The sequence below is a fragment of the Bartonella sp. AU15XJBT genome (assembly GCF_028618615.1).
GTDB lineage: Bacteria > Pseudomonadota > Alphaproteobacteria > Rhizobiales > Rhizobiaceae > Bartonella.
In genome coordinates this window covers 38,784-62,874 of record NZ_JAQITG010000007.1, presented here as the reverse complement: position 1 = coordinate 62,874, position 24,091 = coordinate 38,784, and the positions used below count along the sequence as shown (strand labels likewise).

Sequence of the window (24,091 nt, the reverse complement as noted above, 5' to 3'; positions counted from 1 at the left end):
TCTATATAAAGGACATCAGCACCACATACAGGAAAAACAAGGTTTATCCTTGCGAATCAATAACCTAGCATTTTGCATAATGAATCAGACTCAAAAGCCTGATGCAAGAGATTCTTTGTTAATTTATTGATTCTTAATGGTATTTTTTTATTATCTATTTGAAATGACTCAATTTTTTATTGATACTTTTTTAGTGAACAATAAATCAATGAAATGGATCAAAAGGAGAGACACTTCGACCTTGCTCAAATTGACCAATACGCTCTATTTCCCATTGTAAAAGGTGAGCTGAATGTGCAAAAACACGCGCACGCACTGTTTCTCCCAATGCTTCAAGATCATATCCTGTTGCTTGCCCTGTATTAATCATAAAATTACAGTGCATTTCACTCATTTGAGCACCACCAATCCGTAAACCACGACACCCAGCTTCATCAATCACGCGCCATGCGGATGTATTCGCAGGATTTTTGAAAGTTGACCCCCCTGTCTTTTCGCGAATAGGTTGCACTGTTTCTCTGTGGAGGGCAACTTCATCCATAGCAGCACGAATAGCCTCTTTATTACCGGGTTCCCCTTCCAATAAAGCAGCCGTAAAAATAAAATCTTTAGGAATATCACAATGGCGATAGGAATAATGCATATCTTTCAAACTCAAGATATGACGTTGTCCTTTGCGATCCAGCGCATAGACCTCAACAACACGCGCTGCGGTTTCAACACCATTCGCACCCGCATTCATTTTGAGAGCCCCGCCAAGACCACCAGGAACACCATGATAAAAATGAAACCCTGCAATTTCTGCCTTTAAAGCGGCAGCCGCTAAATGTTTATCCGCCGTACCAGCACCAACTAAAAAGCCTTTTGAAGAAACTTGCTGCACTTGCCCAAAATTTTTTGGCGAAAGACGAATCACAATCCCAGGAACGCCGCCATCACGCACCAGAAGATTAGAACCGATACCTACAATTGTTATAGGAACACATTCAGGCAAATTTTGAAGAAAGAGAGCCAAATCTTCTTCATCAACAGGCTGATAAAAAAGCTCTGCCAACCCGCCCGTGCGAAACCATGTCACCTTACGCATCTCAACATTAGGGGTAAGCTTGCCTCTGACATTACCCAACAGCGGTTGCAATTGCGCCAATAGCGCCTCACCATCAATGTGCTGAAAATTCATCATGACCATCAAGCCCCGACAACTGATGAGGCAACGCACAAGCCCATTGTGTGATATTGCCAGCACCAAGAAAAACAACATAATCCTCTGCCTGAGCAAATTTTGAGACAAGAGACACAACATCTTCCAGGCCATGTATCAAGCGCACATCACGATGACCAGCCATTTTAATATGCTCTACCAATTCTTGCGAACCAAACCCTACGATAGGCTCTTCACCAGCCGCATAAACGGGGGTAATCAACACTGTATCTGCATCATTAAAACAAGCAGCAAAATCATCAAATAAATGATACAAACGCGAATAACGATGGGGTTGTGCAATTGCAATGACACGCCCTTTTGCACTCTCACGTGCCGCACGCAAAACAGCCTTTATTTCAACAGGGTGATGTCCATAATCATCAAATATTTCAATGCCACGCCAACTTCCTGTTCGCGTAAAACGCCGTTTTACGCCACCAAATTCCGCTAAGCCCTTCTTTATCAATTCATTTGAAATGCCAAGTTCATGCGCAATAGCGATCGCTGCTGTTGCATTGGCAACATTATGCTGTCCTGCCATGGGCAAAAGCAAATTTTTCAACTCAATCTTTCTTCCTGTCTTGCGTGAACGAACAAGAACATCAAAATGCGTTTTTTGACCATCCATCGAAAGATTAAGAAAACGAACATCCGCTTGTGGATTTGCACCATAAGTAATCACCCAACGATCATCAATACGACCCGCCAATGATTGAACCTCTGGATGATCAAGACACAAAACAGCAAAGCCATAAAAAGGAACATTTTCTACGAATTGCCGAAAAGCTGCGCGGACAGCATCAAAACTTCCATAATGATCCAAATGCTCAGCATCAATATTGGTAATAACAGCAATATCAGCAGGCAGCTTTAAAAATGTACCATCGCTTTCATCGGCTTCAACAATCATCCAATCGCCCTCACCTGTACGAGAATTCGTACCATAAGCATTAATAATACCACCATTAATCACCACAGGATCAAAACGACCAGCATCAAGAAGCGCTGCAACCATTGAGGTGGTCGTTGTTTTACCATGTGTACCACCCACCGCAATTGCACGCCGAAATCGCATCAGCTCCGCAAGCATTTCAGCACGTCTAACAAGCGGCAAATGTCTTTCTTTTGCAGCAATATACTCAGGATTTGTTTTTTTAACGGCAGTAGAAAAAACAACAACCTCTGCATTCCCTAAATTTTCAGCACAATGACCAATATGAATGTTAATTCCTTTTCTCCGCAAACGTTCAACATTTGCACTCTCAACTTGATCGGACCCTTGAACTTTATAGCCAAGATTATAAAAAACCTCAGCAATTCCACTCATGCCGATCCCCCCGATTCCAATAAAATGGATAACGCCTATATCAAGTGGCATTTTCATCAAAAAGCTCCTCTTTTATATCTGACAACAATCGCCCCGCAATTAAGGCTTCAGCCATATCAGCAAGGCAACAAGTTGCATGAGGTTGCCCAACTTTTTTTGCAGCAAGCGCTTGTTTTTCCAATAAATGGGGTGCACAACAAGCCTGCTTTAAAAGAGCAGCAAGCCTTTGTGCGTTCAAATCCTTTTCTGATATAATTTGCGCACCACCCACACGTGCAAGAAGGGCAGCATTGGCTGCCTGATCATGATCCAAAGCATAGGGATAAGGAATAAGCAAAGCAGGTCTACCAATCACCGCTATCTCACAAACCGATGAAGCCCCAGCACGCGACAAGATAAAATGAGCATGTGCCATACGTTCAGCTATATCATCAAAGAAAGGAGCGACCTCAGCTTGTACGCCCATATTACGATAGGTTTTGATTAACTCTCCAGCTTCACCACGAACTTGCTGTACAATTCGTAAGCGTCTACGGTTTTGATCATCGAGTAAAGCAATCGCTTCTGGAACAATATGTGAAAAAAAAGAAGCCCCTTGGCTACCCCCAAAAATTAAAAAATTAAATGGCTCTTCCCCCACTGGAGAATGATAAGGAATTTTGGCCGCCTTCAACACAGCCTCACGCACAGGATTCCCCGTCAAAAGCGTTTTATGAGCATAAGCGCCATGTGGCGACAACAAACCGCCAGCGATGGCACGCACAAAAATCGCCAACACCCGATTGGCACGTCCCATAACAGCATTTTGCTCATGAATAAATGTTACACGCCGCATTAAGGCCGCAATAAAAAGAGGAGGAAAACTCGGATACCCGCCAAAACCACCAACCAGAACAGGACGTAATTTATAAAATAACGCCAACGATTGTCCCATACCCCTGAGCAAAGACCACAACGTTTTTATCAAAGCAAAAGGATGGCGTCGTGTAAATGTTGCTGATGAAACGATATGTGTATGCTCTTCATCAAAGCTGCGTACAAAAGATCGCGCTCTTTCATCTGTTATCAAATGGACATCATATCCACGCCGTCTTAATTCAACGGCAAGTGCTTCAGCAGGAAAAAGATGTCCACCTGTACCACCTGCCGCCAAAATAATAACTTTTTTATCATTCATGAAGAGGTATCCAAAACAGAAGAAGAAAAAGCTGAAAGACGTGCTTCTGGCCAACGGCGTGTTAAACTGAGTAAAATTCCCATTGAAAATGCAATTGCCACCATTGATGAACCACCATAAGAAATAAACGGCAATGTCATGCCTTTGGGAGGGATTAAGTGAAGATTAACGGCCATATTAATAGCTGATTGAAAGCCTATCATCATGGCTATACCCGTAATACCAAGACGTATAAAGGAATCACGTGTATTCATAGCTATATACAACGAACGCATAACGATAAAGCCAAAAAGCATCATAATTAACAAACAAAGGATAATACCATATTCTTCAGCAGCAACAGAAAATACAAAATCTGTATGGCTATCAGGAATGATACGTTTTACTGTTCCCTCTCCGGGACCTTGTCCAAACCAACCACCATTCAAAATAGCCTCACGTCCTACATCCACTTGAAAGGTATCTCCTTCTCCTGTCAAAAAACCATTGATACGATCACGCACATGAGGCAGAAAAAGATAAGCTAAAACAATTCCTACAACGCCTAAAATGAGAAAGAAAAAAATAACCGTAAGAGACACGCCAGCAATAAAAAACAGCCCCCCCCATGTTGCACTTATTAAAATTGTTTGTCCAATATCAGGTTGTAACACCAGAAGAACACAACAAATGGCATAAAGTAGAGTTGCTAACATGTAACCCGGAATTCCCCTCCTGCGTATCTGTTCTGAAAAAAGCCAAGCGGACATCACCACAAAAGCTGGCTTCATAAACTCTGAAGCTTGTACAGAAAAACCAAAGAGCAAAATCCACCGCCGTGCTCCCTTTAATTCAGGACCCCAAAATAAGGTTACAACCATAAGAGCAAGCGTTACAATGAGCAAAAGAGCACATAAACGACGAATATTAGGAAGCGAAAAAAAAGAAATGGTAACCATCATAAAAAAAGCTGAAATGCTAAAAATGATATGCCACCGAACAAAATAAAAACTATCAGCAATTCCGATTTTTTTTGCAATAGTGGGGCTGGCTGCAAAGGACAGCATAATGCCAATTCCCATTAAAATTAAACAAGCTGCAAAGATAGAGCGATCAATCGTCCACCACCAATTCGCAATGGGGTCTCTATCTGCACGCGTAATCATTTATATCCACCTTATCCGTTTTATAAATTATCTCAAAGTGATAAGGTTCCCCAACCTGTTTAACAAACACTTTAAAAACTAAATTACACAAAAAAAGATTCTGGAGTCTTAACGCAAAAATATTTTTTTATAATTGATGTTTCTTTTTATTGTAACTGCATCACCAAAGAGACAAATGCTTCGCCCCGCACCTCATAATTTTTAAATTGGTCATAACTTGCACAAGCCGGTGACAAAAGAACCACCACCTCCTTTGCCTTGCAATGCATTGCATCAATGGTCGCTTCACGCACCGCATTCTCCAAAGTTAAACTCATTGAAAAAGGAAAAGCAGAACCAATAATGCGCGCAAATTCTTCCGCCGCACTCCCAATCAAATAGGCTTTACGAATTTTAGGAAAAAATTCTCTAAGAGACTCAATCCCTCCCTTTTTTGCTTGTCCCCCAACAATCCAAAAAATATCATTAAAGGCGCAAAGTGCAGGCGCTGTTGCATCTGCATTCGTCGCCTTGCTATCATTGATAAACAACACCGACCCCATCTTACGTACCTGCTGCATACGGTGAGGCAACCCTTTATAGCTTGCCAAATGCTTGTTCATAGAGTGATCGGTTATTTTTAAAGCCTGCAATGTTGCCAATGCCATAAGAGCATTTTGCGCATTATGACCTCCACGCAAAGCAGCCATAGAATCAAGATCTGCAAGCATATGTCGCTGTCCTTGACGAACAGAAAAGAGCTTAGTTCCATCTGCATAAAAACCATTTTCAACAAAATGATCCTTGGAAATTGCCTCAATTTGATGCCCCTCGTGAAGCAATTGTTGATACAAAATCTCACAAGCTGCATCATCAACTGAAATAAAAGCCTGAGAAGCCTGAGCAACCAAATGCCTTTTGGTTTGCATATAACGGGAAAAACTCCCATGGCGATCAATATGATCAGGTGTCAAATTCAATAAAAGCCCAATGGTTGGCTGCAGAGAGGGAGTAAGATCAATTTGAAACGATGAACATTCAATCACATAGATACGTTTTTTAACAAAAGGCTTAAGCGTCAATATTGCCTGTCCAATATTTCCCCCCATCTGCACATCATAGCCCATTTTTTCCAACAAATGCGCAAGCAAAGCCGTTGTTGTCGACTTTCCATTCGTTCCCGTAATCGCAATGAAAGGAACATCCTCATCACAAAAACCAGAATGCTGTAAAAAATGATGGCGCGCACGAACAAATAATTCAATATCACCGATAATTTCTATATTTTTTTTTCGCGCTTTTTCAACAACCCAATGGGGTTGAGGATAATTTAAAGGAACTCCAGGGGCGAGAATCAATGCAACAAATTCTGACCAGTCTTCATCATGAAGATCGCTTGTTGGAATATTTTTCTCAAAAGCTGCTTGCACGCTTACAGGATTATCATCCCATGCCACCACTTCCGCACCGCCATGCATCAATGCTTGTGCCGTTGCTAATCCAGACGCCCCTAATCCAAACAGAGCAACTTTTTGACCTTTATAACACGCAACAGAAATCAAAATCTCACCGCAATTTAAGTGTTGAAAGACCAATGAGAGCAAGAACAATTGAAATAATCCAGAAGCGTATCACCACTTGGCTTTCAGTCCAGCCTTTTTTCTCAAAATGATGATGGATCGGTGCCATAAGAAACACGCGTTTTCTTGTCAATTTGAAATAACCAACTTGAATAACGACCGAAAAAGCTTCCACAACAAACAGCCCGCCAATAAGAGCCAAAACAATCTCATGCTTCGTAGAGACCGCAACAGTCCCCAATAATCCTCCAAGAGCCAACGAGCCAGTATCTCCCATAAAGATAGCAGCAGGCGGTGCATTAAACCATAAAAAGCCAAGCCCTGCCCCAACAACAGCTCCCAATAAAACAGCAAGTTCACCTGTTCCCGATACATAGTGTATTTGGAGATAATCAGCAAAATTCATATTACCACAAAGATAAGCAATCAAAGCAAAAGATAAGGCTGCAACCATCACAGGAACAATAGCAAGCCCATCAAGTCCATCTGTCAAATTAACCGCATTCCCCGTCGCGACAATGACAAAAGCAGAAAAAGGAATGAAAAACCAACCCAAATTGATAAGATAATCTTTCAAAAAAGGCAAAGCGAATCCAGATGAGCCAATTTGCAGGATGACAAAAGCAGCAATTGCTGCAACAATAAACTCCAAGCTTAACCGTGCTTTCCCAGAAAATCCTTTGTCTGTTTGTTTTGTAACCTTAAGATAATCGTCATAAAACCCAATTGCCCCAAAAGAAAGCATAACCAAGAGCGATACCCAAAAATAAATGTTCGATAAATTACACCACAACAATGCCGATACGACAATACCCGTTAAAATCATCAATCCACCCATTGTAGGCGTCCCAGCCTTTTTAAAATGTGTTTGAGGTCCATCGGCACGAATTGGTTGCCCTTTTCCCTGGCGCAATTTAAGAGAAGCAATGATGCTAGGCCCAAACAAAAAAACAATGAGTCCCGAAGTCAGCATTGCTGCTATCGTGCGAAAAGTAATGTAGCGGAAAACATTCACACCCGGAAGCCAATCACTAAACGAAGAAAAAAACAGCATCATGGGACAAAAAACCTCTTAAAACTATGAAGAAACCGCTTTATAGCGATCAAGCAATACAGTAACAATATTTGATGAACAAAGGCTATTGGATGATTTAATCATAAGCAGATCCCCAGGAGAAATTTCTGCCAAAAGAAGCGGTAAAATTTTCTCAATATTTTCAGCATAATGCACCTTAACATCAGCAGACAAATCACTGACTAAAGATTTCATCGCCTCACCAAATAAAAAAACGGGATTAGCACCACAAAGACGTATTGGCTTTATTAAATCACGATGAAGTTTTTCACTATACTCTCCTAACTCTAGCATATCCCCTAAAACAGCAATTCGCCGCCCCTCCTCTCCTACTGGTCCTGTAGCAAGAAGCTCAAGAGCAGCACGCATAGATGCGGGATTAGCATTATAGCTTTCATCAATGAGATAAAATTCACCCCCATTTGGTAAAGACAACCGATAACGAATACCCCGCCCCCTTTGAGAAGAAAAATGGCTCAAAGAAAACACAACAGAATCCAAATCAACACCAATAGCATCACAAGCCGCGATAACTCCTAAACTATTTTGCACAATATGGCGTCCAGGAGCACCAATTTTGACCTCCCTATCTTGTCCTCCAATACGCACCATCATAGAAGAACGATCGGTTAAAAGATGTATATCCCGCGCCTGATAATCAGCATTTTCAGTCTCACCAAAGCTTAAGATCTTTTTCACACCGCATTGCCTTGCTTTTTGAACGAGATAAGAAAAAAAAGCACTATCCGCATTTAAAATGGCAGTACCTTCCTCATCCAATCCTTCAAAAATTTCAGCTTTTGCCTCTGCTATTTCTTCAAGATCTTTGAAAAAACCCATATGCCCTGCACAAATATGTGTAATGAGAGCAACATGCGGACAAACCAGTTGGACCAATGGGCGAATTTCATCTTTATGATTCATGCCAATTTCAAAGATACCATAATCACTCTCCATAGGCATCCGCGCTAAAGTAAGCGGGACCCCCCAGCAATTATTTAAAGAAGCAAGATTCGCATGAACGTTGCCAACCGTTGCCAGTACTTGTTTCAAAGCTTCTTTTGTTGTTGTTTTTCCAACCGAACCTGTTATCGCAATAATTTTAGCTCTTGAACGTTTGCGTGCGGCTTTCCCAAGTTTTTCTAAGGCTTGCAAAACATCAGAAACAACAATGAGTGGAGCAGATATCTTTTCCATATCTCTCAAACGGTTTTCCGCAACAATAAGAACGCCTGCACCTTGTGCATAAGCTTGCAGAGCAAAATCATGACCATCAAGATAATGTCCCTTAATGCAGAAAAAAATATCGCCTTCTGCAAGAGTACGACTATCAATGGAGACTCCAGGAAAAGTTTCTGGCACGCTTCCAATTACGACACCATCAATTGCAGTAACAAGTGCTTGTTTATCCCATAAAGCTGTCATCTCCTCCGGTCCTCTAGAGCTTCTATTGCTTTCAGACGATCTGAAAAAGGATAAGTTGTTTGCCCTATAATTTGGCCATCTTCATGACCTTTTCCAGCAATAATGAGTGTATCACCAGCTTTCAAAAGCCCCACCCCATAAGAAATAGCCTCACCACGATCTGCTATCTCTATTGCTGTTGGTACCGCCTGTAAAATATCCTTGCGTATTTTTTCTGGCATTTCTGTGCGAGGATTATCATCCGTTACAATAACAATATCCGCTTTATCCGCTGCAATTTTTCCCATCAAAGCTCTTTTTCCTTGATCTCGATCCCCTCCACAACCAAAAACAACAACCAAACGCCCTTGCGTAAAGGGACGAACAGAAAGCAAAACCTGCTCCAAAGCTTCTGGTTTATGCGCATAATCAATATAAACAGGCGCATTCTTTTCTGTCTTTCCAACAAGCTCTAACCGCCCAGGTGCTCCCTGCAAAGTTTCAAGCGCAGAAAAAACCTTACGAGGTGAAATACCTGTTGCAATGGCTAGTCCTGCTGCCACAAGCGCATTGGCCACCTGAAAATCTCCAGCTAAAGGCAAATCAAATGTATAAATCTTGTTTTCCACACGACACTCAATACACTGTTTTGAGCGTTGATGTTCAACACGATTAATCGTGATAAATTGCCCCTTACGTCCAATTGTCAAGACACGGCGGCGCGCTTGTGTAACTACATCAATAACTTTTTGTGAATAGACATCATCAGCAAAAATCAGAGCAGGAGCAGATACAGGCAAAAGTGTATCAAATAACCTCATTTTAGCCCGCAAATAATCCTCTACGCACCTGTGATAATCCATGTGATCTCGCCCTAAATTGGTAAAAGCCCCAGCCGTTAAACGGACTCCATCAAGTCGTCCTTGATCAAGCCCATGTGAAGAGGCTTCAAGAGCTGCATGAGTCACACCTTCATGAGAAATTTCACAAAGAAGACGGTGCAAGACGACTGGATCAGGTGTTGTGAGAGAACCATAATCATTCCGTTTAGGAGAAACAACACCAACTGTTCCTATACTCGCAGCACACAATCCAACATGAGTCCAAATTTGCCGAATAAAAGAGACAACAGATGTTTTTCCGCTTGTACCCGTCACAGCAACAACCGTTTCAGGCTGAGAACCATAAAAACGGGCAGCTGCCAACGCGAGACTATGACGAACATTCAAAACACGTAAAATTGGAACAGATAAATCCTCAAAAATAGCCTGACAATCAGTAACGATTGCACGTGCTCCACGCTTTATCGCATCATTGATATAGTGTCTTCCATCCCCTTGTTTTCCTTGAACAGCGACAAAAACATAGCCTGGCAAGACTTGTCGAGAATCTGCACTGATTCCTGTTATTTCCATTGAAGAAAGCTTCTGATCTTCAAAACATTCTGTAAAAACTTTTCCAAACAACATAACGACGCACCTTTATATTCATTTTACCGTTGTTTAACGAAACTTGAATGGCTCTTTTTACCTAAAAGAGGCTCATATTCTTTTTTAAAATCGGGCTTTACACCAAGAAAACTCGCTGAGCGACGAACAATATTAGCAAGCATTGGTCCAGCATTCATCCCTGCTGTTGCGGAATTTTTCCCCTCCTCTGGCTTAGGTTCATCAATAATTGTTAAAACAACATAAGCAGGATCATCAATCGGAAAAGCAGCCAGAAAACTATTGAAATTTTTTGTTTTAGAATATTTTCCATTTTCAACTTTCTCAGCTGTTCCTGTCTTTCCACCCACCCGATAACCTTCTACTTTTGCATTACGCCCAGAACCAATATCACTATTTAATTTATAAAGGTAACGCATATTTTGACTTGTTTTGGCCTGCAAAACCTGTTTTGCATGGTGTAAAGTTTGTTCTTTTGTCCGTTTTAAAAATGTTGGCTCAATCAACCAACCACCATTCATTAAAGCAGCAGCCCCAACGGCTGTTTGCAAGGGGGTTGTTGCCATACCATGCCCAAAAGAAATTGTCATAGAATGGATATCCTTCCAATGACGTGGCACAATAGGATGGGCAACTTCAGGCAACTCTGTTGTGAGACGATCCAAAAGCCCAAGTTTTTGCAAAAAACCACGATGTTTATCAATCCCTATCGCTAATGCCTCTTTAGCAGAACCAATGTTGGAAGAATAAATAAAAACCTCCCATAACGTTAAGGGACGATTTTTTCCATGAAAATCATGAATCGTATAGCCACTACTTGCTTTTATGGGCTTTGAAGCATCAATAATACTGTTTAAATGAAAAATATCGGAATCAAGGGCCATGGCTGTCGTAAAACTTTTAATGATCGATCCCATTTCAAAAGTTCCAGCAGTCATTCGATTAAGACGATCACTTTTTAAAGCTTCAATAGGATTTCCAGGATCAAAATCCGGTAGTGATGCCAAAGCCAAAACTTCCCCCGTATGGATATTTAAAATAACAGCGCCTGCTGCAATTGCCTTATAACGCTTCATAGCCTGAATAAGTTCATCATGAACGATTGCCTGAACACGCACATCAATCGAAAGCTGAACTTGTTTTAATGATTCTTCCACGGCAAGACCAGCAGCACGCAGAGCACTCAACCCCGTATCATCGATATATTTTTCCATACCTGCAATGCCCTGATTATCCACATTGACTATGCCGAGAATATGGGAGGTTATAGGTCCATCGGGATAAAAACGACGAATTTCAGTCCGAAAACCAATTCCTGGAATACCAAGAGCCATAATTTGCGTCTTCTGCATGGGTGTTAACCCACGCTGTATCCAAGAAAAACCGGTTTTTCTTTTTAAACGCTTATAAGTTTCCTGCCAATTTAGATCAGGCAAAACTGTTGAGAGCAATTCAATTGTTTCATCCACATCAATAATACGCCGTGGCTCAGCAAAAAGTGAATAGGTTTTAATATCTGTTGCTAATAAACGACCATTACGATCAACAATATCAGGCCGTGCCATCAATTGAAGAACGCCTGGTCCCTTAGCTTCTTCAATCTGTCCACCTTCCAACCCATAAGAAATAAGGCAAGCCCCTATGATGCCATATAAAATTAAAAAACAGAACAACGAAAAAAGCAAACGTGGACGACTAGAATAGGGATGACGAACAAAAGCATTATGATTATTCAACGAATTTTTTAAGCGCTTTTTTTTCTGTGAGAATAAAAAGGGCGACTTCATTGCTGTGCGCCTTTTTGAACAACGCCATTGACTTGAGAAGCCCGATTATTTACCAAAATATCCTGATTATCTTCCAAGATATTTTGTTTAATCACTTCTTCAATTGGATCGTGTTCCCGTACCGGAATGTCTTTAAACTCCACGATTTGACGCGGCTTTATAACCTCTAACCCAAGTTCTTTTTGATAACGTTTTGCAAGTTTTTGCATGCGTGAAGGCTTTATCATGACAGCCCACTCAGCATGAAGCAAACTCACCGTATTTTTTGCTGCAGCAATTTCATGTTCAAGATGACGAACCTCGCTCATTCGTTTTTGAACATCATATTTTACTTTATAAGTAAGACCTGCCATACAAATCATAATCATCACTAAAATCATATCAAATGTACGGAAAACTGTCATTTCTTGCCACCTTCAAAACTGGCAATTTCTGCTAAACAAAATAATTTCATATCTTCTGCAAGAGCCTCTGCGTCAGTCCGCACCCCCATACGCAATCTTGCAGAACGTGAACGAGGATTTTGCTGTAACTCCTCTTTATTTGCCGTTATTCCTCCTTTAAACAAAGGAAAAAACGTTGCTGGAGAATGCTTTATTTCAGGCAAATAGCGTGATCTTATACATTCTCCAGAACGAGCCGAAAAAAATCTTTTGACCATACGATCTTCAAGAGAATGAAAACTGACAACCCCCAAACGGCCTCCAGCTTTTAAAACGCGTTCAGCAGCAAATAAACCACGCGCTAATTCACCGATTTCATCATTAACATAGATACGAAGAGCTTGAAATACACGTGTTGCAGGATGAATGCGATCTCCAGGCTTACGCCCTACCAACGCTTCGATAGCATAGGCCAAATCACCTGTTCGCAAAAAAGGCTGAACAACACGACGTTTTTCAATCATTCGTGCAATTCGCCCTGCATAACGCTCTTCTCCTAATATCTTAAAAATACGCGCTAAATCCCTTGCTTTTAAATGATTGATAACATCGCTCGCTGTAAAACCCGTCTGAGCCATTCGCATATCTAAGGGACCATCTTTTTGAAAAGAAAAGCCTCTTTCTGCTTCATCAAGCTGCATTGAAGAAACACCAATATCCAAAATAACCGCATCCACCTTCTCTTCAACGACACGATCAAGCTGTGAAAATTCCATATGGACCAAACGAAGCCGTGGAAAAAATTCATCAACAAGGGATTGTCCTGCATCAATAGCATGAGGATCACGATCAAGAGCAATCACTTCTGCCCCTGCCTTTAACAAAGCGCGCGTATAACCACCAGCACCAAAAGTACCATCAATCACTTTTGCTCCAACCAATGGCATAAGCCCAGTCAAAACTGGCTGCAACAACACTGGAATATGGCGTTCAGCTCTTTGATCCTGTTTTGTCAAAATAATCCGTCTTGAAGTTATGCTGTTTCAAATCAACAGCCCTCTCATGGCAACCGATATTAGAATAACCCAATCTTCAACTTTCATATTAATCATTATGAGCGAAAAAGCTAAAGCTATCCCAAGACACACCCTAACGTATTATACTTAAAGAAATGTTATAATTTTTTAAAACGCTCTTTATTTAAGTGTCCATTTCAAACACAGACTCCATAAAAATCCATATGTCATTGATCTTATAAAATATCGCGCATCATGAAATATCAGTCGGCCTATAAGCCGGGTTCTGTATAGTAAAGCTTGTACTTTACATGGCAACCATTCATCTTGGACGGATGTTACCACCCGCCTCGTGCAACCTACCCGAATGACTCGCCCGGAAATCGGCTGCAAATTAAATCTTGCACGTCATTTCTATTTGGTCTTGCTCCCGGTGGGGTTTACCTTGCCACATTCATTACTGAATGCGCGGTGGGCTCTTACTCCACCCTTTCACCCTTACCTATAAAAATAGGCGGTTTACTTTCTGTGGCACTTTCCCTAGGGTCACCCCCGCCGGGTGTTACCCGGCACCGTCTTTCCATGGAGCCCGGACTTTCCTCACCTGCCGCTTTTCAGCATTGGACAAGCGCGGCTGCCCAGCCGACTGACACACTAACTTATAAAACATTTTTTGCTCCGTGAAAATAGCATCTTAAAATATTTTAGAGCCAATCTCTTTCAAAAGACGTTTTTATTTTAATGAAGCCAAATACATTTTCACTTTTGCGCAATATTTCGCCGAAATGGAATTCATTTTTTTTGCTGCATGACCTGCGTTATATTTAAGGATTGTACCACACGTACTTCCTCCGCTGAGTTTATAGGCCCGTGCTAAATAACGCATACCATATTCAAGATTGGTTGCAGGATCGTACAAATCTTTTACAGAACCACTAAAACCCAAGCCTCGTGCCGTAGAGGGTTTTATTTGCATCAAACCTATTTCGCCCGCCGCCCCTTTTATGCCCGCCTTATAATTACTTTCAACTTTTACAACAGCATGTGCTAAATTAACGGGAACATTATGCTTAGTTGCAAGTTTCTGAATAAGAAACTCATAAGGACGAGCAGGTGTCTTAGAAGCAACAATCACTGAGCCTTCTTTTGATTCTGCAATATTTAAAGCACTATGAGTCCAGCTTATATCAAATACAAAAAATACAGCACACGCTGTATTTAACAAGATTTTCAAAAATTGCATTTTCTTTCTCTTCACAACATTCTCAAATTCTATCCGCAAATAATTTGCGAGCGTATTGTACAAAAAAAGAAAGCAAAAGAACGGCTTGAAAAAGGAAATACTAAGACAATTTCAAGATAAAATTCTGCAACAAAAGAAAATCTCTTTATGCACAAATTATAGATTTCCTATATTATAAAATAAAAAAAATAAAGAGACTATAGTTAATCTTATAGCATATTCAATAAAATGATATACTCTATCCATTTCTGTTATTGCTATTGTATCGCTCAATTTTTATAGTACAAAAATAGCAATTTAAATAGGCATAATATTTTTTTACAGACAATGAGCAAATTCTTTATTGAGATCAATTCCACAAAGCAATAAAGACAATCTTTACTGAAGATCCTCGATATCGCACAAGTTTCACAAAAAATAAAAATCGTTATCAATGCTTCCCACGCGCCAATAAATGCCCGCAATACTCTTTAATACCCAATAAACCATCAAGCAAAGCCAATCGCAAAACATATCCCAATCGCAAAACATATCATTGTGCATAAAAAGCTCATAGAGATACAAAATCCTCATACTCTTTACGCATTCAAAATATTACAATAGCCTTTAATATTTGGATGATTCAAAGAAGCTTTTTACTTCTTTCTAAAAAGAGCTTTTATCCACAAAAGCCCCTTGCTTTGTGTTGTGCAAAAAACTGATTTTGATTGCTTTAATAGATTTAAAACGAGAGAACTTCACAATGTTCGAGGTTCGCATTTCACATATAAAATGATAAATGACCATTATAAAAAAATATCTTTAAAAAATCATATCCTTCTTTGTTTCTACAACAAAGCTTAACGATTATTTTTGTCTGTTTTTTTAAATACTCGAAAACGCAATACCTTCAAAGTCTTTTGAAGGAAAATGAACTTCTTATCCTCATCGAAATATTTTTTGCCTTATCCCAGATTATCATCTTATCCGCCTTTTATTAGCCTTGCACCTCATCTTCAAAAATCGGACAAGTGAGTAAACATCCTAAAAGCTGCAAGAAAAAGGAAGCTCAAGCCTTTTAAAAATTTTCCATCTTCTCTATTAAACAGAAAAAATAACGAGCATATAAAAATGTGCTTAACGTATTCTGTTACAGCAATTCATACCTTTTCTTTTCTACAAATGAGCGCTCTCAAATTATTCTCACCCTTTATGAAAATACGGTTTTGATTTGAGCTGTTTTTTATTTCTTTTATCATTGTAGACATCGATAACGCCGTTCACCGTGAAGTGTCCTCGATGAACTTGCGATCACTTTTGTAATGATCGCAACCTTATTCTTAATACTCTGATTGACTACCTTTTGGATAAGATAAATTTTGCTAATTATCTTACAAATTGATTACTTTCTTCGCACTTTTCAAAACTTCACGAAAAGCTCTGCCCCTTAAAATAAAACCTAAAAGTGTGATTAAAAAAATAGTTAAAAATAAGCATTCGCAATGGAAGGGCGAGACATCGCTTTTGAAAGAGCCATAGCGACAGTTTCACCAAACTTGTGAGCCTCTTCACGACTCTGACCACTTCCAGAAGCAAATGAAACCGCATCGCGACGCACTTGCTCAATAAACAGCTCTTGCTGCTGAGGGCTCATCTTAGAAAGGCGCTCAATAACATCTGGAAAAGCCATTGCCCATCTCTCTAGCAACAACTCCTCTGTTACCTCAACCTGCTGAGAAGAAGAAGAAGAAGAAGAAGAAATGTAGCCGGAAAGAAACTTATGAACGACAACACTGCGGGAAGCAAAAATGCTAACGCCAAAAATAAGAAAAATAAATAAAATAAAAGCGATACGACCGGAGAAAAATCCCATTATCTCTTACCTAAAGATCACAGAATCAAACACAGATTCTCTTTATAGCATTCAACGATTTCTCAATAAAGAAAAACTCTCATCATTGAAAATGAACACGATAATACGAACGACTCAATAAACTCTTATCCCCCTAGTACTACATGCTACACAATAGCAAACCTTACGCCTTTTAAGGCCCCTGCAAACACCTTACAAAGCCCTAAAAACAATTTATAAAAAAACCTGACTGAGGAAATCCTCAGTCAGGCCAGACAATCTAGGGGATCCACGCGGGGGGGGGGGAGGAGGTTCCCCGATCGTCTTCTCGCATCAACCACTAAGATAGCCGATGCAATATTCTTGCTATGGAATAAAATGCTTTAAACAACAAGAAATTCTTATCATCTCCTCCGCAAAAAAACACAAAAGAATTATAAATTGTTTAAAAATGTTGAAATTTAGGCAAAAAAAATTCAAAAATGCCCCAATTTGAAGCAATTTTATTTCGGCAAGCATCAATCAGAATCTACCACCATTATAATTTTTATAATAATTTCTTTCACAACTCGGGTGATCATAATTAAAAAATAAGTAATCTGTATATATTCGCCCTATAAAAAATAGAATCAGCAGAATCACTAGCCCAGCAGCGATCACCACAAAAGAAAAACGTCGTCTTTAAGCCTTATACAATAAAAGCAGAAACACCTGTTCAAAAGAAAATATGAATTATTTAAATTAAAACAATTAATTAAAGAAAAAAGTCTTATCTATCTTCATGAAAATTTCTGAAAATGATCATTTAAAAATATTGTCAAATCTCTTACGCAACAACATCAATGAAAAATTTAAACAGCTTACAAAAAACGAAAACTCTGAAGGTATTTATTTCGAATCATGCACTATGATCACTTCCAATAACGATAAGCTATCTTAACAATAGCCAACAAATCCCTATGTGGTATCATAAAAAATGATTAAGCAGATATTTCCTTTTAAACTTTACCACTTAAACTGCCTTGCAAAATGATAAATAAAACAATTTTTATGTTCAAAAATTGCTATGCTACTTGTCACATATCAAGACATTGATTTTAATAATTATTGGTCATTTTACATATTAAATGACCGTTCCCGATCTTATAAGCGTCCCTTATTTTAAATCTTCTTATATGGAATCAATCAAACCCATACTATGGCCCATCATAAGTAAGATTGGCCTATGAATAAAAACGATAAAAAGGAATCAAAATATCTCCGATGAGCCCATTTTAAAGCAAGGACGACACAATATTGAAAACTGAAAATAGAATAATGATGCCAGCTTACAACTTTTATTTAAACTAAAGACCATGCCGCCCTATAAATTTTATGCTATTTCACCCACGAGCTGCGCCATAAGATGCGCGCGTCAACAAAAAAAGAAATCCACTTTTGGCAAGAAAAATGGACTTATTAATAACCTTCATGGCTTTTCATGGTAAAGAGATAGAAAACTTTAGTGTAATATGACGCTTTTCTTTCTTACTTTCCGCCACGGATTACCCACAAATCACCGCCAATTTGATTTTTATGAATATAATGCAAAGCATATATATGAATGCTTGTAAGAAGAAATAAAAGTAAAGCCAGATGTGTTATAATTATTGTTTCACAAAATGTTTTATAAAATTCGCTATATCTCTCTGATCCATAACCAATTTATGAGTGATTATATGATGTTATCTACTAAGCTTTTGTCTTTCTATGGCTTGTAAATCAACATATATTCCAAACATAACAGCATGTTTGAGACAAAGATCAAAGCGAATGAAAACCACGTTAAGCAGTCCCAGCTTTGATAGACCAAATTGGAAAAAAATATTGCATAGATCTGTTTGAGTCATCTCTGAAGCTAGAAGAGCGCCTCATTTTGAAAAGAATAGGAAAGAGTAGAAACCAGTTTCTATCTTTACCATCACATCACCCTTTAATGTCCTTTACGGCTTTCAAAAACATCCATATCTTTTAGCGCATTGCCCCACGTCTTTGCTTTTCTCATTCTTTAATGTTTTTCCCCATGAAAAACTCTAAGGCATTTCTCATCCATACCCTTAACCCTGTTTCACCCCATCTCTTGGTACTCTTAAAGAGATAACTTAAGATTAGGAACCACTATCTTTAACATGTATGAAGGTGCGAACCACCACCACATTATATTGCAACTGCTTTTACATTGAGAAAATGCGCGAAAGATCTATTTCCTCTTTCAAACGATTTTATTGACACAAAAAAACTCCTCTTGTAACAGACAAACAGACGCCTTTGGATTGTAAAATAAAAGGTTTGAAATAAAAAAATATTCTTGTATTCAAGACTCTTATTGGAGTTTTAAAAGATGAATGATCTTTTAAAATCAATTTATTGATTAATTAAAAATATGATATCAAGGCACCTTAAATAACAATCTTCATAGCCTTTCATCTATAAGAGTTCATTACACAGCCTCCACGCCCCTATGAAACACCAATATCCTCATATAAAAACATAATGCAAATATAAAAAATAATAACTTTTCAATGATTTAATAAAATTTCATCTCTGCACTATTCCTTGAGAAAAATCAGAGAATAAAGCACATTAACAAACGAGATTTATGCAAAATTGACTTGTTTATCTTTGATATCATCAACCAATAAACGGGGATCACGAGCAAGCCAAAGTGTCACCACACACTCCTCACTGTTTTCACTTTGTATAGGAGTAAGACAAATCGTTTGTTCTAAAACAAGTCCTGCATTTTTAAGCCATTGTTCTATTTGTAAAGCCGAAAATCCAAACCCCATATGCGCTTGATCAGAATGTGAAGATTCAGCTTTATGATAACCAAAATCCACAATCAATAAACGCCCATGAGGACGCAAAACACCTGATATTTTATGAAGAGCCATTTCAGGATTTTCAAGAAAATGTAAAACCCAATGAAGAATGACTAAATCAAAAGTTGTCTCTCCAACAGGCAAGTGCAAAACATCACGATCAAGCACGATTTCAATCGCATGCGTATAAAGATCAGAAAACAATTTTAAAACAAAATCTCCACCCATTCCAATATTTAGCATCGTCTGAAATGGCTTATCACCCACGATTTTAAGTAAAGCATTTTCCACACTGTGATCTACCATATAGGACGATCGTAAGAGATCCCATTGCGACATATTTTGTAAAAAATGCTTCTTCCTCGTTTTTTGACGCTGCTTTTTGACATCCTTCAAACGTTCTAAATCGTGCGCTAACAACACATCATGCTTTGGAAAAGCCGAAAAAATGCCCATCACAATATCTTTACCCCAAAAATCATGACAAAGCTTAAAATAAAGACAACCTCCCTTCTGATAACGCTCAATCAATCGTGCTTCGTACAATAAACATAAATATCGTGATATACACACTTGCGACTGGTCAAGGATAAAAATAAAATCAGCGATTGTTAAATCTTCATGATGCAAGAGCCTAAGAACACGTAAATGGTTTACTTCTGCTACCGCTTTCAGCAGCACAGTCATTGCATCTAAACTTGTACTTTTTTTCATAATTATCCCCTAAACCTTCCTATAAACATTTGTTTATAGAAAAAAAAGTCAAGCATAATGCGCATATTCTTATCTATTTCATTCCCGCCATTTTATCATCCTATGAAAAAAATAGGCTACTGTAAAAGATGAACAGATCTTATCTCATTACCCATAAATAATTATAACAATTTGATTTATAATGATTATTTATCATTTTTAACTTAAATAAAAGGCTAAATATCGTCATCTTTTCTCATTTCAAACCTATTCATGGTAAATCAATTAAACTATTCTCTTGCACCTCAGAAATGGCGGCCTATGGACAAAAACACAGAAAATAAGTGAAATGCCTCTTATAGCTATCTCAAAACAAAAATTATCCAACATTGGAAGAGAATAAATAATAGGATGGTTTCAGTTTGTAGCTTTAAATTAAAGACGCTAATGCTCAACGACCAGAGCATTTGTACAATGGCACTTTCTATGAAAGATTTCCCCTCTTCATGGCAATTTTACAAGCAAGAATAGTATATATCACAAATAGAATAGCTTTCTTTTCGTCATGGTCTCATAAAGAGCCTCTCCTCTTTCCCATGAATAAAAACTTCCACGGAATACACACGACATTATTGATGAAATCATAAACACAAAAACACACTATTTTCTCAATAAAGTTCCCATAAGATAAGAAATTCTAGCGTGTAAGAGGCTTATAATTTGCGTGCTTAGGGTTAAGGGCTTCACCCCCAAGACGGCGAACTTTATCAGCCTCATATTCAGCAAAATTACCTTCAAACCATTCCACATGGCCATCACCTTCAAAGGCTAAAATATGCGTTGCCAATCGATCAAGAAACATACGATCGTGCGATATGATCACGGCACAACCAGCAAAATTTTCTAATGCATCTTCCAATGCACCCAACGTTTCAGTATCAAGATCATTTGTCGGTTCATCAAGAAGAAGCACATTCCCCCCCTCTTTTAGAAGTTTCGCCAAATGGACACGATTGCGCTGCCCTCCTGATAAATTTGCCACCTTCTGCTGCTGATCGGCCCCCTTGAAATTAAAAGCCCCGCAATAAGCACGACTATTCATTTCATATTTGCCTAACTTAATAATGTCATTTCCACCAGAAATCTCCTCCCAAACAGTTTTATCACCCGCCAAAGAATCGCGACTCTGATCCACATAACTCATGTGAACTGTTTCACCAATCCGTATTTGGCCTGAATCGGGCTGTTCTTGTCCTGTCAACATTTTAAACAATGTCGACTTTCCCATACCATTAGCACCAATAACGCCGACAATGCCCCCAGCAGGAAGTTTAAAAGAGAGAGAATCAATCAACACACGTTCGCTATAAGCTTTAGAGAGATGATCAACTTCAATGACAACCTGTCCTAATCTTTCTCCAATAGGAATAATAATTTGCGCCTCTCCAGGACGACGTTCACGTGCCGCCTGAACCAACTCATCATAAGCTTTAATCCGCGCTTTTGACTTTGCTTGCCGCCCTTTTGGACTAGAAGCGATCCATTCTTGCTCACGTGATAAAGCACGTTGACGCGCAGCCTCTTCACGCCCCTCTTGAGCCAAACGCTTGGCTTTAGCCCCCAAATAAGCAGAATAGTTCCCCTCATAAGGGATACCTCTACCGCGATCTAACTCTAAAATCCAACCCGTAACATTATCGAGAAAATAACGATCATGGGTTATCAAAAGCACGGCGCCAGGATATTCACGCAGATGCCTTTCAAGCCAAGCTGTCGTTTCAGCATCTAAATGGTTTGTCGGTTCATCCAAAAGCAACAAATCAGGTTTTGACAAAAGCAATTTACAAAGCGCCACACGCCGCTTTTCACCACCCGAAAGTTTTATCACATCCCCCTCAGCTGGCGGACAACCAAGAGCAGCCATTGCCATTTCCACTTGACTTTCTAAATCCCAAAGATTCTGACTGTCAATAATATCCTGAAGCTGTGCACTTTCATCAGCCGTTTCCTCGCTATAATTCATCATCAATTCGTTATAACGCTCAAGAATGGCCTGTTTATCTGCAACACCTTCCATCACATTGCCACGCACATCTTTGCTTGCATCAAGCACAGGTTCTTGTGGTAGATAGCCACAACGTGCTCCTTCAGAAAGCCACGCTTCTCCCGTATATTCCTTATCTAGCCCAGCCATAATACGTAAAATAGTTGATTTACCCGCACCATTTGGCCCTAAAATACCGATCTTCGCATCTGGATAAAAAGACAAATGAATATTTTCTAAAATTTTTTTATTGCCGTAAGACTTGTTGAGTCCAGCCATATGGTAGATAAATTGACGTGCCATAAACTTCTCTTTATATTGTGCGATATTAAAGATTAGGATTTTGAAAAAACTGCTTTCGCTTTTTGAAACTGTACAGTAAATAGCGCTTACATCATCTCAAAAGCTTTTCACTTTAATATTGGTACATTTTTTTTAATCTCACAAGCCCCAGTATGGTTCTAAATGCAAAAAAACATCCCCTCAAGAAGCAAAAAGCAAATCTTTTTAGCTGTACCTGAAACATGTTATCAAACATTGCCCCTCTTTTCCATACCAGATATAACATTGTATTTTTATCGTATTAAACCAACCTATCAATGTAATATGGAACCAAAAAGAAAAGTAATTCTCTATGCACCTTCTTTTTTGGCTTTATGGGCTTTAACTTACGCAGTAAAAAATCCTTTCCTTTTTTCATCGATTTTTTGTTACGGGAAACAATGGACTTCACCCCTTGCTTTAATGTGGCTTAAATTACGTTTACAAAATGACCGCCGCCTTATGGGATCTGACGTCCCAAGCCCAATGATCATGAAGGCTTTGCGCCAACATGTCGCAACAAATGACTACAGTGCACTTCCCATTGGTACGTGGTTACACTTCGTAAAAAACTATAAAATGAATTGTAAAAACTTACCCGTCCCCCTCTTTTGGCTTGATAATTATAAAAATAAGATCAATATTCAACAAGTCATTTCAAAACTTCAAGACGAAATATAGCTTTTTTAAAATACGATAAAAGCTCACCTCCTATAGGAATAATATATTTATGGAAAAAAAAGCCTTACTCGTCATTGATGTTCAAAATGACTTCTTACCCGGTGGAGCACTTGCAGTACCACAAGGTGATGTTATTTTACCCGCCATCAATAATCTTATCAATCATTTTGACCACGTTATCTTAACCCAAGACTGGCACCCCAAAAACCACTGCAGCTTTGCTTCCTGCTATCCTGAAAAAAAGCCCTATGATACCACCAATCTTGACTATGGTCCTCAAATACTTTGGCCTGATCATTGCATACAAGGAACACAAGGAGCAGAATTTTATCCATCTCTCAGAGTGGAAAAGGCACAACTTATCCTTAGAAAAGGCTATAATCAAAAAATGGATAGCTATTCTGCTTTTCTTGAAAATGATCAAAAAACATCAACAGGTTTACAAGCTTATCTCAAAGAACACGGTTTTACCAAGCTCGTTATGTGTGGCTTAGCAACGGACTTTTGTGTTGGATTTTCCGCTCTTCACGCCATACAATGTGGTTTTAAAGTCAGTGTTTCATTAAATGCCTGCGCTGGTATTGATGTAAACGAATCCCTAAACACGATGCTTAAAACGATGAACGAAGCTGGTATAGAACTGTTAATGGTCTCCTAAAATATTGTTTTCTGACTACCTATTATAAAGCACTGATTTATAAGAAATACATTATTCTTTACATATTTAAGTGAGTTGTTACATATTTAAGTGAGAGACCAGAATAGGATAAAATTCTCTCATTTCAAACTTATTCATAATGAATAAACCATTTTACACATCACAACTAGGATAAATATGTAAATAAAAATCACTCAAGAAAGCAACAAAAATGCTTCTTATGAATCGTTAAAT

17 protein-coding genes and 1 other RNA gene are annotated in these 24,091 nt (G+C 38.9%); 2 read left to right on the top strand and 16 right to left on the bottom strand.

What is annotated here, in order from left to right; all coding sequences use genetic code 11:
* Positions 1–205: 205 nt before the first annotated feature.
* From murB to ettA, 16 genes are all read right to left on the bottom strand, one after another.
* Positions 206–1,183 carry a UDP-N-acetylmuramate dehydrogenase gene (gene murB / locus PVV57_RS04865; RefSeq protein ID WP_273717834.1) on the bottom strand — a complete coding sequence of 326 codons (978 nt, stop codon included), beginning with the start codon at positions 1,181–1,183 and terminating at the stop codon, positions 206–208.
* Positions 1,161–2,588, bottom strand: a complete 1,428-nt coding sequence (murC, locus tag PVV57_RS04860; RefSeq protein WP_273717836.1) for a UDP-N-acetylmuramate--L-alanine ligase — start codon at positions 2,586–2,588, stop codon at positions 1,161–1,163. Before murC ends, murB begins: the two co-directional genes overlap by 23 nt.
* Positions 2,572–3,708, bottom strand: coding sequence for an undecaprenyldiphospho-muramoylpentapeptide beta-N-acetylglucosaminyltransferase (murG, locus tag PVV57_RS04855; RefSeq protein ID WP_273783566.1), 1,137 nt, complete (start codon positions 3,706–3,708; stop codon positions 2,572–2,574). The genes murC and murG overlap by 17 nt, the downstream gene beginning before the upstream one ends.
* A complete protein-coding gene (locus PVV57_RS04850) occupies positions 3,705–4,853 on the bottom strand; it encodes an FtsW/RodA/SpoVE family cell cycle protein (RefSeq protein ID WP_273717838.1) in 1,149 nt (382 codons plus the stop codon). Before PVV57_RS04850 ends, murG begins: the two co-directional genes overlap by 4 nt.
* A 146-nt stretch (positions 4,854–4,999) precedes the next feature.
* Entirely contained in the window at positions 5,000–6,394 is a 1,395-nt protein-coding gene (gene murD / locus PVV57_RS04845) for a UDP-N-acetylmuramoyl-L-alanine--D-glutamate ligase (protein WP_273717839.1), read from the bottom strand.
* A gap of 4 nt (positions 6,395–6,398) precedes the next feature.
* The gene (gene mraY / locus PVV57_RS04840) at positions 6,399–7,469 is read right to left on the bottom strand and encodes a phospho-N-acetylmuramoyl-pentapeptide-transferase (protein WP_273717841.1); all 1,071 of its coding nucleotides are present in this window, start codon (positions 7,467–7,469) and stop codon (positions 6,399–6,401) included.
* A gap of 21 nt (positions 7,470–7,490) precedes the next feature.
* The gene (gene murF / locus PVV57_RS04835) at positions 7,491–8,912 is read right to left on the bottom strand and encodes a UDP-N-acetylmuramoyl-tripeptide--D-alanyl-D-alanine ligase (RefSeq protein WP_273783565.1); all 1,422 of its coding nucleotides are present in this window, start codon (positions 8,910–8,912) and stop codon (positions 7,491–7,493) included.
* A complete protein-coding gene (locus tag PVV57_RS04830) occupies positions 8,909–10,360 on the bottom strand; it encodes a UDP-N-acetylmuramoyl-L-alanyl-D-glutamate--2,6-diaminopimelate ligase (RefSeq protein ID WP_273783563.1) in 1,452 nt (483 codons plus the stop codon). The genes murF and PVV57_RS04830 overlap by 4 nt, the downstream gene beginning before the upstream one ends.
* A 23-nt stretch (positions 10,361–10,383) precedes the next feature.
* Positions 10,384–12,126 carry a penicillin-binding protein 2 gene (locus tag PVV57_RS04825; protein ID WP_273783561.1) on the bottom strand — a complete coding sequence of 581 codons (1,743 nt, stop codon included), beginning with the start codon at positions 12,124–12,126 and terminating at the stop codon, positions 10,384–10,386.
* Complete coding sequence (locus tag PVV57_RS04820) at positions 12,123–12,530, bottom strand: hypothetical protein (RefSeq protein ID WP_273717848.1); 408 nt, start codon at positions 12,528–12,530, stop codon at positions 12,123–12,125. The genes PVV57_RS04825 and PVV57_RS04820 overlap by 4 nt, the downstream gene beginning before the upstream one ends.
* Positions 12,527–13,525, bottom strand: coding sequence for a 16S rRNA (cytosine(1402)-N(4))-methyltransferase RsmH (gene rsmH, locus PVV57_RS04815; protein ID WP_273717849.1), 999 nt, complete (start codon positions 13,523–13,525; stop codon positions 12,527–12,529). The genes PVV57_RS04820 and rsmH overlap by 4 nt, the downstream gene beginning before the upstream one ends.
* 259 nt (positions 13,526–13,784) lie before the next feature.
* Positions 13,785–14,175: RNase P RNA component class A (rnpB, locus tag PVV57_RS04810), an RNA gene on the bottom strand.
* A gap of 83 nt (positions 14,176–14,258) precedes the next feature.
* Entirely contained in the window at positions 14,259–14,768 is a 510-nt protein-coding gene (locus PVV57_RS04805; protein ID WP_273717851.1) for a lytic transglycosylase domain-containing protein, read from the bottom strand.
* Positions 14,769–16,230: 1,462 nt separating this feature from the next.
* The gene (locus PVV57_RS04800; protein WP_273717852.1) at positions 16,231–16,620 is read right to left on the bottom strand and encodes a hypothetical protein; all 390 of its coding nucleotides are present in this window, start codon (positions 16,618–16,620) and stop codon (positions 16,231–16,233) included.
* Between the two features lie 2,615 nt (positions 16,621–19,235).
* A complete protein-coding gene (locus tag PVV57_RS04795; protein WP_273717853.1) occupies positions 19,236–20,174 on the bottom strand; it encodes an ArsR family transcriptional regulator in 939 nt (312 codons plus the stop codon).
* Positions 20,175–20,850: 676 nt separating this feature from the next.
* Positions 20,851–22,500, bottom strand: a complete 1,650-nt coding sequence (gene ettA, locus PVV57_RS04790; protein WP_273717854.1) for an energy-dependent translational throttle protein EttA — start codon at positions 22,498–22,500, stop codon at positions 20,851–20,853.
* Positions 22,501–22,662: 162 nt separating this feature from the next.
* Between ettA and PVV57_RS04785 the strand changes: the two genes are divergently transcribed.
* Both PVV57_RS04785 and pncA read left to right on the top strand, forming a co-directional pair.
* On the top strand, positions 22,663–23,199 hold the full coding sequence (locus tag PVV57_RS04785; protein ID WP_273717856.1) for a hypothetical protein: 537 nt from the start codon (positions 22,663–22,665) through the stop codon (positions 23,197–23,199).
* A 49-nt stretch (positions 23,200–23,248) separates the two neighbouring features.
* Positions 23,249–23,857 (top strand): bifunctional nicotinamidase/pyrazinamidase, encoded by a 609-nt coding sequence (pncA, locus tag PVV57_RS04780; protein WP_273717858.1) that lies wholly within the window; start codon positions 23,249–23,251, stop codon positions 23,855–23,857.
* The last annotated feature ends 234 nt before the right edge of the window (positions 23,858–24,091 follow it).

What these genes read in the sequence shown, in the direction of transcription:
- murB (WP_273717834.1), bottom strand. Translation starts at nt 1,183, where the DNA reads ATGATGAATTTTCAGCACATTGATGGTGAGGCGCTATTGGCGCAATTG.
- murC (WP_273717836.1), bottom strand. Translation starts at nt 2,588, where the DNA reads ATGAAAATGCCACTTGATATAGGCGTTATCCATTTTATTGGAATCGGG.
- murG (WP_273783566.1), bottom strand. Translation starts at nt 3,708, where the DNA reads ATGAATGATAAAAAAGTTATTATTTTGGCGGCAGGTGGTACAGGTGGA.
- PVV57_RS04850 (WP_273717838.1), bottom strand. Translation starts at nt 4,853, where the DNA reads ATGATTACGCGTGCAGATAGAGACCCCATTGCGAATTGGTGGTGGACG.
- mraY (WP_273717841.1), bottom strand. Translation starts at nt 7,469, where the DNA reads ATGATGCTGTTTTTTTCTTCGTTTAGTGATTGGCTTCCGGGTGTGAAT.
- murF (WP_273783565.1), bottom strand. Translation starts at nt 8,912, where the DNA reads ATGACAGCTTTATGGGATAAACAAGCACTTGTTACTGCAATTGATGGT.
- PVV57_RS04830 (WP_273783563.1), bottom strand. Translation starts at nt 10,360, where the DNA reads ATGTTGTTTGGAAAAGTTTTTACAGAATGTTTTGAAGATCAGAAGCTT.
- PVV57_RS04825 (WP_273783561.1), bottom strand. Translation starts at nt 12,126, where the DNA reads ATGAAGTCGCCCTTTTTATTCTCACAGAAAAAAAAGCGCTTAAAAAAT.
- PVV57_RS04820 (WP_273717848.1), bottom strand. Translation starts at nt 12,530, where the DNA reads ATGACAGTTTTCCGTACATTTGATATGATTTTAGTGATGATTATGATT.
- PVV57_RS04805 (WP_273717851.1), bottom strand. Translation starts at nt 14,768, where the DNA reads ATGCAATTTTTGAAAATCTTGTTAAATACAGCGTGTGCTGTATTTTTT.
- PVV57_RS04800 (WP_273717852.1), bottom strand. Translation starts at nt 16,620, where the DNA reads ATGGGATTTTTCTCCGGTCGTATCGCTTTTATTTTATTTATTTTTCTT.
- PVV57_RS04795 (WP_273717853.1), bottom strand. Translation starts at nt 20,174, where the DNA reads ATGAAAAAAAGTACAAGTTTAGATGCAATGACTGTGCTGCTGAAAGCG.
- ettA (WP_273717854.1), bottom strand. Translation starts at nt 22,500, where the DNA reads ATGGCACGTCAATTTATCTACCATATGGCTGGACTCAACAAGTCTTAC.
- PVV57_RS04785 (WP_273717856.1), top strand. Translation starts at nt 22,663, where the DNA reads ATGCAAAAAAACATCCCCTCAAGAAGCAAAAAGCAAATCTTTTTAGCT.
- pncA (WP_273717858.1), top strand. Translation starts at nt 23,249, where the DNA reads ATGGAAAAAAAAGCCTTACTCGTCATTGATGTTCAAAATGACTTCTTA.